The sequence below is a fragment of the Tundrisphaera macrotermitis genome (assembly GCF_051175315.1).
Lineage (GTDB): Bacteria > Planctomycetota > Planctomycetia > Isosphaerales > Isosphaeraceae > Tundrisphaera.
Map to the genome: position 1 here is coordinate 1,178,020 of NZ_CP195100.1, position 13,192 is coordinate 1,191,211.

Here is a 13,192-nt window from a genome sequence, read left to right on the forward strand (position 1 = left end):
CTTGCGGCGATGGTCGGTTCCGGGGCGGGAGGTTACACTGGGGGGGCGGTCGATCTGGCAGAGGGGCGGTGGTCGAGGGGGTCTGCGATGGCGCTGGTCAGCATGCGGGGGGTGGGGATCGCTTTCGGCGGGCCGAAACTCCTCGACGGGGTCGACTGGCAACTGGAGCACGGCCAGAGGGTCGGGCTGGTCGGGCGTAACGGGGCGGGCAAGACGACCTTGATGCGGCTCCTCCACGGCGACGTCTCGCCCGACGAGGGGGAGATCGTCCGGTCCCAGGGTGCCCGGATCGCCCGCCTGCCCCAGGACGTCCCCGCGGGCCGGGGCGGGTCGGTGTACGACGAGGTGGCCGCGCCCCCCGACGACGGCGACCGGGCGGCGCACCCGCCCGAGGCCCACGTCATCGAGAAGATCCTGTCCCGGATGGGGCTCGATCCCGACGCCGCGTTCGCCTCGCTTTCCTCGGGGATGAAGCGGCGGGTCCTGCTGGCCCGGGCGCTCGCCTCCGAGCCCGACGTCCTACTGCTCGACGAGCCGACCAACCACCTGGACATCGAGTCGATCCGCTGGCTCGAAGACTACCTGATGCGGTATGGCGGGACGCTGGTCTTCGTCACCCACGACCGGACCTTCCTGTCGCGCCTGGCCACCCGGATCGTGGAGGTCGACCGCGGCCGCCTGTTCGACTGGTCGTGCGACTACCCGACCTTCCTGGAGCGCAAGGAGGCGGCGCTGGCCGCCGAGGAGCGGCAGAACGCCCTGTTCGACAAGAGGCTGGCCCATGAAGAGGTCTGGATCCGCAAGGGGGTCGAGGCCCGACGCACCCGCAACGAGGGGCGTGTCCGGGCCCTCAAGGCGATGCGCGAGGCCCGCCGCGAGCGCCGGGACCGGGTCGGATCGGCCAAGGTCCAGGTGCAGGAGGCCGACCGCTCGGGCGCCCTGGTCCTGGAGGCCAAGGGGGCGTCGCTCCGCTATGGCGAACGCACCGTCATCGCCGACGCCACCACGACCGTGATGCGCGGCGACAAGATCGGCATCATCGGCCCGAACGGGTCGGGCAAGACGACCCTGATCCGGCTGCTGCTCGGCCAACTGCCCGCCACGTCGGGCACGGTCCGCCAGGGGACCAACCTGGAGATCGCCTATTTCGACCAGCTCCGCGCCGCGCTCGACGAGGAGCGGACCGTCCAGGACAACGTCGGGGAAGGCTACGAGAACGTGGTCATCAACGGCCAGCCCCGGCACGTCCTCGGCTATCTCCAGGACTTCCTGTTCGCCCCGGAACGGGCCCGGACCCTGGTGCGGGTCCTGTCGGGCGGGGAGCGGAACCGGCTCCTGCTGGCGAAGCTGTTCACCAAGCCGTCCAACGTCCTGGTCCTCGACGAGCCGACCAACGACCTCGACGTCGAGACGCTCGAACTCCTGGAAAACCTCCTGGTCGACTACCAGGGGACGATCCTGCTGGTCAGCCACGACCGGACGTTCCTGAACAACGTGGCCACCAGCGTCCTGTCGATCGACGACGCCGGGCGGGTCCGCGAGTCCCCGGGCGGCTACGACGACTGGCTCCGCCGCACCGAGGCGGAGGCCTCCGCCGCCGCGTCCGCCGCGAAGGCGGCCTCGGCCTCCGCCGCCGCTCCGGCTTCGGCCCCGGCCAAAGCCCGCAAGGCGAGCTACAAGGAAAGGAAGGAGCTGGAAGAACTGCCGGCCAGGATCGACGCCCTGGAACGGGAGCAGGCCCAGATCCACGACGCAATGGGCCAGCCCGAGTTCTATCAGAAGGAGTTCGCCGAGATCAGCAAGGTCAACGCCCGCCTGGAGGCGATCGCCGGGGAACTGGCCGCGGCCTTCGAACGGTGGGAGGCGTTGGAGGGGCTCGAAGGCTGATCGTCGTGTATGATGGGGTGGACGATTCGGGTGGCATCCGGTGGAGGGTTCGAGGTGGCGGAAGGCACGTATCAGACGGTCGCCAAGGTCGGCGAGATCCCCGACGGGGGCGCGATCCCCGTCGAGGTCGAGGGTCGGCCGATCGCCGTGGCCCTCGACGCGGGGACGTATTACGCGGTCGATGACACCTGCCCGCACCAGGGCGCCCCGCTGTGCGACGGCATGGTCGCGGACAAGACGATCACCTGCTCCTGGCACGGATGGCGATTCAGCCTGGAGGATGGCCGCTGGCTCGACAGCCCCCGGATCAAGATCGGCACCTATCCGGTCCGGGTCGTCGACGGCGAGATCCAGGTCCTCGTCCCCCCCGAAGCCTGAACGCCCCACCACCACCCAGACCCTCCCAGGATCGAGCCAACATGCGAGCCGCGTTCATCGAGCACACCGGCCCGGCCGACGTGATCCAGGTCGGCGACCTGCCCCGCCCGGAGGCGGGCCCCGGCCAGGTGCTGGTCCGCGTGCGCGTGGTCGCCCTGAATCCGATCAACACCTACATCCGGTCGGGCCTGGTCACCATGCCCATGACCTTCCCCTACGTGATCGGCAGCGACTTCGCCGGGAAGGTCGAGGCCGTGGGGGCCGGGGTGAAGCGGTTCAAGGTCGGCGACCGCGTCTGGGGCTCGAACCAGGGCCTCCTCGGCCGGCCCGGCGTCGCCGCCGAGTATGCCGCCGTGGACGAGGAGTTCGCCTATCCGACCCCGGACGGGCAGACCGACGCCGAGGCCGCCGCTCTGGCCCTGGTCGGGATCACCGCCCACCTGGGGCTGTTCCGCTCGGCCCGCCTCACGGCCGGGGAGACGGTCTACGTCCCGGGCGGCTCGGGGGGGGTCGGCTCCTGCGTGATCCAGATGGCCAAGGCGGCCGGGGCGCGGGTCGCGACCTCGGCCGGCAGCCCGGAACGGGCCGAATTGTGCCGCAAGCTCGGCGCCGACCTGGCCCTCAACTACAAGGCCGACGACATCCCCGCGCGGCTCCGCGAGTTCGCCCCGGAGGGGATCGACGTCTGGTTCGAGACCCAGCGCGAGCCCCACCTGGAGATCAACATCCCCCTGCTCCGCCGCCGGGGCCGGATGCTCCTGATCGCCGGCCGGACCGCCAAGCCGATCCTCCCGCTGGGATCGTTCTACCCGCGCGATTGCTCCCTGCTCGGCTTCGCCATGTTCAACGCCCTGGCCGACGAGCAGGCCCAGGCCGCCAAGGAGATGCGCCGCTGGGTCGAGGCCGGGAAGCTGAAGCCCCTGATCGGCCAGACCTTCACCCTGACCGACGCCGCCCAGGCCGAACTGTTCCTGGAAGAGAACACCGCCAGCGGCGCCGGGACGCTCTCCGGCAAGGTGCTGATCCAGATCGATTGATCCGACGCGGGCGATTCAGCCCAGGAAGCGGATCTCCCGGGAGAGCCTGCGACGCCAGTTCTCCCGGAGCGCGGCCAGGCCGGCGACCACGCTGAGGAGCCCCCCGACCTCGATGCCGAGGATCGACCCGCCGACCCAGGCGAAGCGGAGCAGTTCCGCCTCGCCCGGCGGGACGCCCCGGATATTCATCCGGAACCATTCGGGGCTCAGGCTCGCCAGGCCGACCGCCGCGGCACCGCCGATCGCCCAGGCCAGCAACGCCCCGGCCAGGATCCCCAGGAGGTGGGCGAGGGCGAAGCCGAACGAACATCCCGCCCGCGTGATCCAGGCCACGCCTCCGACGAACATCGGGGAGAGTCCCGCCCCGATCACCATCCCCTCGAAAATCCCCTGGACGATCCCGGCCGAGGCGATGTCGGCCACGCCCCGCCAGCCCATGATGGCCGCGAAATACTGCGGGCTCACCCGGACGTTGATCGCATTGGTCGCCGCGCCCGCGACGACGGAGGCGAAGAACCCGCACGTGGCCAGCCCTGCCAGGCCCAGAAGTCCCAGGTTGTGCGGGGTCGGGGGCCGGCCGGGCGACGCGGGGGCCGCATAAGGGTTGAACGCGGGCGGTCGGTTCATCGAGGGCTCCGGCAAGTTCGGCGGCCAGGGCGTGCGTCGCCGCCGCCGCTCCGCTATCATCGTCCGATCGATCGGACCCGATCCGGCCCCCGACCGTCAAGGGGCCGCGGCCACGATCCCACTCGACGATTGCCGGGGCTCGCCTGCGCATGGACCTGATCTCGACCATCGATGGCTCGATGATGGATGGCTTCTTCCCCCGGGGATGGGACCTCGCGAAGATCGACGCCTGTTGCAGCCACCCGCCCGGGGCGATCGCCGACCGTCAGCCGTGGTGGCATCCCCAGTTCGACGTCAAGCCCTGCGCCACGGTCGAGGATTTCGACGTGAAGCTCGGCCACGAGATCGCGATGGCGATCAAGGGGGCCCGCGACCGAGGGGTGAAGGCGGCGCTGATCCTCCCCGTCGGCCCGATGGGGATGTATCGCTGGGCGGTCTACTTCCTCACCGAGTGGGGGGTGCCCTGCGACCACGTCCACGGCTTCAACATGGACGAGTGGAGCGACCGCGACGGCAACACCCTGCCGGGCGACCACCCCGGCTCGTTCCGCAACGCGATGGAGGGGGCGTTCTACGGCCCGCTCGGCAAGCTCACCGTGCCCGAGTCCCAGCGACGGTTCGCCACGCCCGACCGCCTGCCCCACTTCGGCGAGGAGATCGGCGCGTTGAAGGCGGGCGGGGCCGAGCTGACCGTGATCTTCGGCATCGGCCGGGTCTGCCACATCGCCTTCTGGGAGCCCCACTTCGCGTCCGAATACGCCTCCGCCGAGGAATGGAAAAAACAGACCCACCGGCTCGGAGCCCGGCTCCACCCGCTCACTATTGAGCAGAACGCCCTGACCAGCTTCCGGAGCCGGACCACCCTGGTCCCCGCCTTCGCCAACACGATCGGCCCGGGCCTGTTCCTCCAGGCCGACCGGATCATCGGCGGGGCCGACGGCATCCTCGGCCGGGGGATGCAGTGGCAGGGGATGAGCCTCTGGATGACCCTCCGCTACGGCCCCAACCCCTGGGTCCCCAGCTCGTTCATGCCCACCCTGCCCGGCCGCCTGTTCTACCTCGACGCCCTGGCCGGCCCCCTCGAACCGGATATGAATTGAGCGGATGGGATCGAGAGTGAAAGAGGATGGGGAGCAGAAGGCTCCCCGTTCTATTCCACGAACGCTAACCCTCAGATTATCTAAGGTAGTCTAAAAACAAGAACTGACACCGACTTGCCCCCACTAAACTAAGTACTATCAAAACCTAAAGCTCGTAACACGCTCTAATGCGGCCCGGGTGAATTTGTGGCTTCAGAAGCCAATCTGAGTTCTGGGCTGAGCGGGCGGAACTTCTGCCTCGAGGAATGTCACTTTTTGCTTTGTGATATTATATCGCTCCAGAAGATGCACGGAATCGGACATCCCGGCTTGATATGCATGCACCCTGATTGTGACGATTGTTCCCATTTCTGTTGGGACAATCGAGTCGATGATGCCTCGCCAGCCCGAGACAACAATCGAGGTAGGAGAGATGACAGTTCTGAAATAGTTCAAACGGGCAGGCGGGGCGGCTAGCCGCGCGTTATTGAGCCGGTCTTGAGCTTGTTGAAATAAGGGCTGAAGTTGGAGTGGGGTCATCTCGTGGTCGTAGGCGACGACCAAGGCGAGGTCGGCCTTTGGGCTAGGTGGGTAGACGCGGACGCTTTTGTCTGGAAGCGGGGGGAGCGCGTGTTGCCCCCGGGCCTCGCTAACGAGCCCCATGAGTAATGTCGCCCCGAGGAAGGCCAAGCAAGCTTTGAGACTTTGCATAAATTCTCCCTTGTGATGGACGCGACCAACCTAGTACTTAGAGACTTAAAAAGCAATAGACGTTTGCGTCCCTGTGGAGGTAATGACAAAGTCGTAAGATGGGTTCAATTCTTTAGACACCGGGTTGCCATTGGCATCGGCCCAGGTTATCCGGTTCTTCTGCGTGTAAGACCCAAACCTACCAACCGGGTTACCGGGTTGCTGAACAGCACATTTGAAATCACAAATTGCCAAGTCATAAGTGTTGGAATAGGGCGGTCCATAGTTATTTGTCAAGACCGGCATTCCCAGAAAAAAACTTGTATGGTTTCCGTTAGCAGGTATCCAACCGCTATCCTCCGTCACCAGCGTGAATGTAGCGTTGCGGGCATTTGTGATCCTCTCCTGCACAGTCCCATTGAAGTATGGACCAATCGTCTTATTGTTAGATTTCAGGATGAAATTTATCCAATACCCAGGCTCCCCACCATTGCTTGTTGAGGTCGGGTTGCCTGCTGTGGGCCCAGGAACCTGTGTCGCCATATTCGCCAAAACTCCCGTCCCCTCGACATGATCAATTTCGGGGGGGGCGATAGTGACTGTTTTGGTCTTCGGCTCCGGAGCGGGTGGATTTGGATTGAGATTAGGGTCACTGATCGCTTGAAACGTAAATACCGCTCGAATTTCAAATGTTCCCGGTGTTGTGAATACTGCCGTTCCCGGACCGAACAGAACTTGCCATGATGAAGGTGGGGTGCAATCCGTCTGACGCATCGACCAATCGACATTTTGCACGGGCGCCGATGTGGTTGATGGCGTTGCTTCATAGTATGTGAATTGGCCGAGTTGTTCGATCCAGGCTGGATTAGGGCGTGTCTGGCAATAGCCTCGGCCCATACGATTGGAGTGGACGGATCACCCCACCAGCACCCTCACGACCTTGGCTCAACTCCGACACGCCCTCTCCGACGAGCATTACGCCGCCATCGAGCCGCTCCTGCCCACCAACGCCCGGCCCGGCCACCCCTGGAAGGGGCACCGCCGGGTGATCGACGGCATCCTCTGGATCCTCCACACCGGCTCCCCCTGGCGTGACCTGCCCAGGCCAACCTACGGCCCATGGCAGACCGTCTACGAGCGGTTCAACCGCTGGGCCAAGGACGGGACCTGGGCCCGGCTGCTCGAGGCCCTGCATGTGCGGCTCGACGCCGCCGGCAAGATCGACTGGGACCTGTTCTGCATCGACGGCTCCTCGATCCGGGCGAGCCGCGACGCCGCCGGTGCCTCGCCGACCCACGGGACGGCCGCCGAGCCGGCCGACCACGCGTTGGGCCGCTCTCGCGGCGGCTTCGGTTCGAAGATCCACCTGATCTGCGACGGCAAGGGCCTCCCGATGGCGGTGACGGTGACCGCCGGCCAGCGGCACGAGGCGACCCAGTTCGAGGCGGTAATGGGCCGGGTACGCGTGCCCGGCCGGAGGGGCCGACCCCGGAGCCGGCCCAGGAAGTTGGCCGGCGACAAGGGCTATAGCTCGCGGAAGATCCGCCGATCCAACCGTCGCCGGGGGATCGCCTCGGTGATCCCGACCAAGTCCAATGAGAGGCGGGTCCGGGGGTTCGACAAGGCGTCGTATCGCCGTCGCAACGTGGTGGAGCGTTGCATCGGGTGGCTGAAGGATCGGCGGCGGGTTGCGACGCGGTTCGAGAAGCTGGCGGAGAACTTCGAGGCGATGGTCAAGCTGGCGATGCTTGAACGGTTGCTGAAGGCACTATTGCCAGACACGCCCTAGTATTTTGGGTCGGCGACACTATGATCCCTTGCGCTAGCGAGGAAGAGGATGAGGCCAACAAAACCACGCAAATCGACGCGCAAATCTTCAGGGGAAGTTGCATGAAGTGCCTCAGTTGTGGAACTAGATGTGAAACTGGAGGAATGTGTCGATTCGGCAACATAATCCTAATGCCTGGCGATGTCAATTGAGAATTTTAAAATTTCAAAACGGGTGGATACCTAGGGAAAAAGCGGCGTCAGTTCTATGCCTACCGACGGATAAATGACGGGGGCCGCGCCGACCGGAGCGGCCCTCATCGTGACTCCATGAGACTTTGACGCGGGTCAGGGCCGTGCGGCCTTCTCGGCCTCCGCCTTCTTCCTTGCAGCGGCGGCCTTCTTCATGGCTTCCTCGCCGGCCCGCCTGCGGTCGTTTTCCTGCTGGCGGAAGATCTGGCCAAGGTCGTCGGCCTCGCCGGGGCGGGTGAGGTCCTGGCCCTTCTTGACCACGCCCAGGAAGCCGATGCACATCTCGTCGGTGGTGGCCTCGCCCCAGCGCACGTCCTTGAGCGGCCGGTTCTTGTTGGCGGGGGCGTCCGCCGAGTTGTCGTAGTGGGCGCGGATCTTGAGGACCGTCCCCTTGGGCAGGTCGAGCGGCTTCTCGAAGTAGTAGGTGTTCTGCCAGTTGAAGTCCCAGTCCGGGATCTGGATCAGGTCTTCGTTGCGGCCGTCGGGGTAGGTGACCGTCATGGTCATGTCGCGCCCGAGCATGTGCATGTGGGGCGTGACGGCCAGCGCCGTGACGTCGACGGGCATCTCCCAGCCCATCTGGGGGACCGTCCAGCCGGCGTCGACCTCGTGGTTCTTGGCCCCGGCGGGGACGCGCATCCTCGCGTTGAGGGCGGCATTCCAATGGAGCACCTGCTTGACCGGCACCTTGGAGAAGTAGAGGCCGATCCGCGTGCGGTCGGTTTCCGGCTTGCCGCTGGGGTGGTAGTGGATCTGGGTCACCACGTCGGCCCCCCGGGGGAGGCTGCGGCCGATCCCGGCGGGCAGGATGGCCGGCTCGTTGCCGGGGGCCCAACCGCCGAGGTCGCCGTGGGTCTCCACGCCCGGCCCGGAGAAGCAGGAGTATCCGGGCCCTTCGTCGGCCGCGTCCTTCTTGCGTGCCATGCCCGAGACGTCCACATAGCTGAGGATGTGGTGGACCACCTTGGGGTTGCCCGGCCGGTACTCGATGCCCGAGATGAACGTGTCGGCGGGGAGGTTGGTCGGCATCACGAAGCAGCGGTAGATGTCGTCGCCGGTGGCCGGGATCTCGAAATCGACGGGGAGTTCCAGGACCAGATCGGGCGTGCCCAGGGCCCAGTCCTCGGGATAGGCCGGGGGGGTCGGCATGTCGGCCGAGTTGCCCTCGGGGGCGCCGGACTCGGCCCAGGCGGCCAGGATTGCGATGTCGGATTCGGGCAGGGCCTTGGAGTGCTTGAAGGCGGGGCCCACCCCGGGCGCCGGCTTCCACGGCGGCATCAGGCGGTCGGAGGTCACGCGGACGATGTCGTCGGCCCGCTTGCGGGCGTGCTCGTAGGTGACCAGCGGGAACGGGCCGACCTGGCCGGGCCGGTGGCACTGCTGGCAGTTCCGCTGGAGGATGCCGGCGACGTCGCGGGTGAAGGTCGGCTTGGCCACGCCCTCGGCCCTGGGCGGGATCGGCACCGGGCAGCCCACGGCTTCGACCCGGGGCCGGGCGACTTCGCGGTTCTCCAGCACGGCGAGGCAGGCGTCTTCGAGTTCGTGGGTCGCCGGGGTCGCGTTCCGCTTGCCGCGGGCGGCGAACTGGTCGTCGACCCGCCCCTGGTAGCGGATCGCCCCCTCGGCGTCGATCAGGGCCGCCTCGGGCGTGACCTTCGCGCCGAGTGCCCGGGTGATCGACCCGTCGCGATCCTGGGCGACCGGGAATTTCAGGCCATATTCCCGGGCGTGGGTCGCGACCTCGTCGGCCTTCAGGTCCGGGTCGACGCAGACGCCGACCATCCGGATCGGCCGGCCGGCGAACCGGTCGGCCACGGCGTTGAAGGTCACGCTGTAGGCATTCGAGATCGGGCACTCGGTCGAGTAGAAGATCACGGCGGTGGCCCCGCCCGGCTCGGCGATGAGCGGGATGGCGCGGCCGTCGATCCCCTTCACCTCGCGGGGCAAGGCCCGCCCCGTCTCCTCGGCGCGGGCGGCTATCATGGTTCCCGCGAGGCCCAGGAGGGTCAGGCCCAGCGCCAGGGTCCAGATCCGACTTCGCTCTGACGTCGCTATCATCGAGACGATCCCTCGGGGTCGGCCAGGTGGAGTTTCCCCGATTATAACGGTTTGGCCAGGCCCCTCACGGCGAATCCCCCGGGTCGCGGATCAGAAGTAGAGTTGGAACCGCATCAGGAACAGGTCCGAAGTCTTCTGCAACCCCCGGGCGCTGTACTGGACCGGGGTGCCGAAGACGGCGTGATTCCAGTCGAACGTGAACTTGAGGTACTGGTTCAGATACCAGTTCACCCCGACGTCCGTGGTGTAGAGGTCGCGGGTCCAGCGGTTCGGGTCGGCGAACCCGCCGGAGAAGATGCTCCGGTCGATGTCCAGGGCATTGAACCGGCCGGACAGTTCGATCGCCCCGAGGCCGAACTTGCCCTTGCGGATGTCGAAATCCTTGAGCGGCTTGACCACGTTCCGGCCGCTGACCGTCTCGCCGGTGATGAAGTGGCCGGCCTGCACGTAGAAGCTCTGCACCCCCACCCGGGTCCGGTCGAACAGGTCCGCGGCGGGCGCATAGCTCTGGTATCCGCTCTGCCACTCGGCGATGAGCGAGGTGTGCTTGTAGTACCAGGCGGCGTGGAGGTCCCAGAAAACCCGAGGGCCGGACTCGCGGGCGGTGGCGTTGTAGCCGAGGAACGGGACGCCGATCGAGGCGTTGCCGGTCGTCGGGACGATCGTCCTCAGGACGCTCGGCAGTGGGGGATTCGACTGCGAGCCGGCCATCACCGAGCCGCCGAAGACGAAGTTTTCCAGGGGCGAATCTTCGAGCTGGGCGAACGGCCGCCAGTTCAGGTAGGCGAGGACGTTCTTCTGATCGCTGTTGACGTCGAGGAACGAGTTGCGCGAGTTGTTGAACAGGCCCACGGCATAGTCGAGCGGGGCCGTCTTGTTGAACAACCGCCCCCAGAGCTGAAGCCCGAGCGACCGGTTCAGGGCGAAGTTATTGAAGAACAGGGACCGTTCCGGGCTGATCAGGCCCTGGATCGGCTCGGTATAGAACTCATACGTGAATGGCGTCTTGAAGCGTCCGACCTTGAACTGGATCCGGTCGTCGTAGTGGAAGTTCAGGAAGACGTCGAGGATGCTGAAGGTGTCGAAGCCGTTCTGGAACGAGAGGAAATACTCGTAGGGCTTGCCGATCCGGCCGCTGAACATCCACCACTGGCGGGGGAAGGCGAAGGTGTCCTTGGGCGTGTCGAGGGCATCGCGCCCCGTCCCGGTGTTCTGCTCGTAGAATCGGCCGTCGAACTGGGTCAGGTTGTGGAACTGGAGGACGAACTCGTCGTCCTCGGTCTTGACCTCAAAGCCCGGTCCGAACTTGCCGTTCAACGGCGAGCTGATCGTGGTCGCGGGCATCCGGAACCGGGGCGACGGGGGAGGGTTGGGGGGGGATGACTGGCCGGGCGCCAGGACGCCCCCCGACTGCGACGGCGCGGCGTTGGGTTCTTCGCCCCGCGGCCCCGACCCCACCGGGACGGTGTTCGTCCCGCCCGGGGTGTTGTCTTCCGCCGCGGACCCGTCGTTGTTGCCTGAGGCCGGCCCCCCGGGCTGTCCCGCGGCCGGCCGCCCATCGCCCCCGCCCGAGGCCATCCCCCCGCCTGCCGCACCCGGCACGCCCGAGACGGTCGCTCCGCCCGGCGGGGACTGGCTCATCTGGATGGAGAGTTGCTGGACCATCTGCTCCAGCTGGAGGATTCGCGCTTCGAGGGCCAGCTCGCGAGTGGTCGGGGGGGCAACGCCGGGCTCGATCGGGGTCACCGCCGGGGGAGGCCCCGGATCGGGGATCGGCGGGATCTGGGCCTGCGTCCGTGCGACCCCCGCCCAGAGCAGGCCGGACAGGATCACGACCCCCATCGGCCGGCATCCCGTCCTCATGATTCGGCGAGCCATCGCGCATCCTCTCCCAGGGTCGACCGCACCTTGGTGGGTCCGGCCGGTCGAGCCCGCCCCTCACGACTGAGTTAGGCGTTATATCGGCTCGGAGGAGGGGAGCATCCCAATCAATCGCCCGATTGGGCCGAGTTTGACGGGCATGACGATTGGCGAAGGGGAGTCATTCGAACCCGCCGGCGGCCGCCATCAGGACGACCCCGAACAGGAGGGCGGCCGAGAGCTTCCACCGATCATGGGCGTGGAACTGGAGTTCGGGGAGCAGGTCGCTCAGGGCGATGCAGAGGAAGGTCCCCGCCGAGAACGCCAGGGTGTCCGCCGTCACCTGCTGCGACGCCGCCGCGTCGAGCCAGCCCAGGCCCCAGGTGAACACCAGTGCCCCGAGGGGGATCATCATCGCGAAGCCGAAGTTGACCAGGTGGACCCGGAACCGTGGGACGCCCGCCCGGAGCATCAGGCTGACGATCGTCAGGGCGTCGGCCGGCTTGTGGACCAGGGTGGAGATGAACACGCCGACCACCCCGGCCGTGATCCCCGACGGGGATTTGGCCCCGACGGCCACGGCGCTGGCCAGCGCCACGCCGCCGGTCAGGGTGTGCAGGGCCAGGCCGAACGCGGCGACCCCCCAGTGCAGCGATGTCCCCTTGGTCGCGGCGCCCGGCATGCCGGGCGCGTCCGGGACGACCAGCCCCGCCGAGTGCCCCTGGCCGTGGCCGCCCCGATGCTCGTGGGGGTGCGTCGGGCAGGGCTCGTGGGGGTCGGCCGGCGCCTCGTGGTGGTGGAAGGCGAAGAACCGCTCCAGGAAGAACAGCGACAGGAGGCCCGCCGCCGACCACCGGAGCGTCTCGGCCGAGCCGAGTTCCACCGCCTCGGGCATCATGTGGAAGAACGTCGCGCCGAGCATGGCTCCGGCGGCGAAGCTGAGGTAGAGCTGGAGCCGGGTGTGGGTCAGGACCGTGGATAACGGCAGCAGTCCGCCCAGCAGACTCACCAGCACGATGGCCGCGCAGAGGCCGGCGAGCAACATCGACAATGCCTCGACGCGCGATCACGCGGGATGGAGGACGGGCGGATCGGCGACGCGGTCGCGTCCGCCCCGCGGGCCGAAACGAACGGCACCCGTTGTGGGCGACGACCATCCGGGACGGCCAAAACGACGAGGGCCGGCGTCACGCCGACCCTCATGGGACTGATCGAGATCGGCCCGGGCGAGTCTCAGCCCTGGGAGCCGTCCGCCCGCTTCGGGCCCGACTGGCCGGGGGCGAGGCGGCGATACTTGGTCTTGGGGAGGTTGTAGACGCCCTTCTCCGGGGTCCACTTCTCGTCTTCCTGGAGCAGGGCCATCCGCTCGGGCCGCGTCAGGACGTTGCGCGAGCGGGCCATCCCGCCGGCGGTCTTCAGGCTCTTGTCGATCGACATCTACCAGCTCCCCACGATGCGGCCGCGGCCGGGCCGGCATCCTTGCGACGGGTCGGCCGGGTTCCAACACGGCACCCGCTCCCATCCGATGACCAACGACTCTAGCCGCATCCCCGCCCC

11 protein-coding genes are annotated in these 13,192 nt (G+C 67.2%); 5 read left to right on the top strand and 6 right to left on the bottom strand.

The features are described from left to right. Positions 1 to 87 precede the first annotated feature (87 nt). From TA3x_RS05085 to TA3x_RS05095, 3 genes are read left to right on the top strand one after another with little or no spacing between them, the layout of a single operon-like run. Positions 88 to 1,887: an ATP-binding cassette domain-containing protein gene (locus tag TA3x_RS05085; protein ID WP_435019024.1), complete on the top strand. Its 1,800-nt coding sequence runs from the start codon at positions 88 to 90 to the stop codon at positions 1,885 to 1,887. A gap of 54 nt (positions 1,888 to 1,941) precedes the next feature. Then, the gene (locus tag TA3x_RS05090; RefSeq protein ID WP_435019025.1) at positions 1,942 to 2,265 is read left to right on the top strand and encodes a Rieske (2Fe-2S) protein; all 324 of its coding nucleotides are present in this window, start codon (positions 1,942 to 1,944) and stop codon (positions 2,263 to 2,265) included. A gap of 41 nt (positions 2,266 to 2,306) precedes the next feature. Then, positions 2,307 to 3,302: an NADPH:quinone reductase gene (locus tag TA3x_RS05095; RefSeq protein ID WP_435019026.1), complete on the top strand. Its 996-nt coding sequence runs from the start codon at positions 2,307 to 2,309 to the stop codon at positions 3,300 to 3,302. A 15-nt stretch (positions 3,303 to 3,317) separates the two neighbouring features. Here the strand turns inward: TA3x_RS05095 and TA3x_RS05100 are convergent, their stop codons facing one another. Further along, positions 3,318 to 3,929: a hypothetical protein gene (locus tag TA3x_RS05100; protein ID WP_435019027.1), complete on the bottom strand. Its 612-nt coding sequence runs from the start codon at positions 3,927 to 3,929 to the stop codon at positions 3,318 to 3,320. A 149-nt stretch (positions 3,930 to 4,078) separates the two neighbouring features. On the opposite strand from TA3x_RS05100, the gene TA3x_RS05105 reads away from it, so the two are divergent. After that, positions 4,079 to 5,029, top strand: a complete 951-nt coding sequence (locus tag TA3x_RS05105; protein ID WP_435019028.1) for a 6-phosphogluconolactonase — start codon at positions 4,079 to 4,081, stop codon at positions 5,027 to 5,029. 735 nt (positions 5,030 to 5,764) lie between these two features. On the opposite strand, the gene TA3x_RS05110 is transcribed toward TA3x_RS05105, so the two are convergent. Continuing rightward, positions 5,765 to 6,472: a hypothetical protein gene (locus tag TA3x_RS05110; RefSeq protein ID WP_435019029.1), complete on the bottom strand. Its 708-nt coding sequence runs from the start codon at positions 6,470 to 6,472 to the stop codon at positions 5,765 to 5,767. A 166-nt stretch (positions 6,473 to 6,638) separates the two neighbouring features. Here TA3x_RS05110 and TA3x_RS05115 point away from each other — a divergent pair, with 166 nt between their 5' ends. Further along, positions 6,639 to 7,487 (top strand): IS5 family transposase, encoded by an 849-nt coding sequence (locus tag TA3x_RS05115; RefSeq protein WP_435022289.1) that lies wholly within the window; start codon positions 6,639 to 6,641, stop codon positions 7,485 to 7,487. A 326-nt stretch (positions 7,488 to 7,813) separates the two neighbouring features. Here the strand turns inward: TA3x_RS05115 and TA3x_RS05120 are convergent, their stop codons facing one another. From TA3x_RS05120 to TA3x_RS05135, 4 genes are all read right to left on the bottom strand, one after another. Continuing rightward, a complete protein-coding gene (locus TA3x_RS05120; RefSeq protein ID WP_435019030.1) occupies positions 7,814 to 9,775 on the bottom strand; it encodes a redoxin family protein in 1,962 nt (653 codons plus the stop codon). Between the two features lie 90 nt (positions 9,776 to 9,865). Then, a complete protein-coding gene (locus TA3x_RS05125; protein WP_435019031.1) occupies positions 9,866 to 11,653 on the bottom strand; it encodes an OprO/OprP family phosphate-selective porin in 1,788 nt (595 codons plus the stop codon). Between the two features lie 163 nt (positions 11,654 to 11,816). Next, complete coding sequence (locus TA3x_RS05130) at positions 11,817 to 12,680, bottom strand: ZIP family metal transporter (protein ID WP_435019032.1); 864 nt, start codon at positions 12,678 to 12,680, stop codon at positions 11,817 to 11,819. 188 nt (positions 12,681 to 12,868) lie between these two features. After that, positions 12,869 to 13,072, bottom strand: a complete 204-nt coding sequence (locus TA3x_RS05135; RefSeq protein ID WP_435019033.1) for a small basic protein — start codon at positions 13,070 to 13,072, stop codon at positions 12,869 to 12,871. Positions 13,073 to 13,192 lie beyond the last annotated feature (120 nt).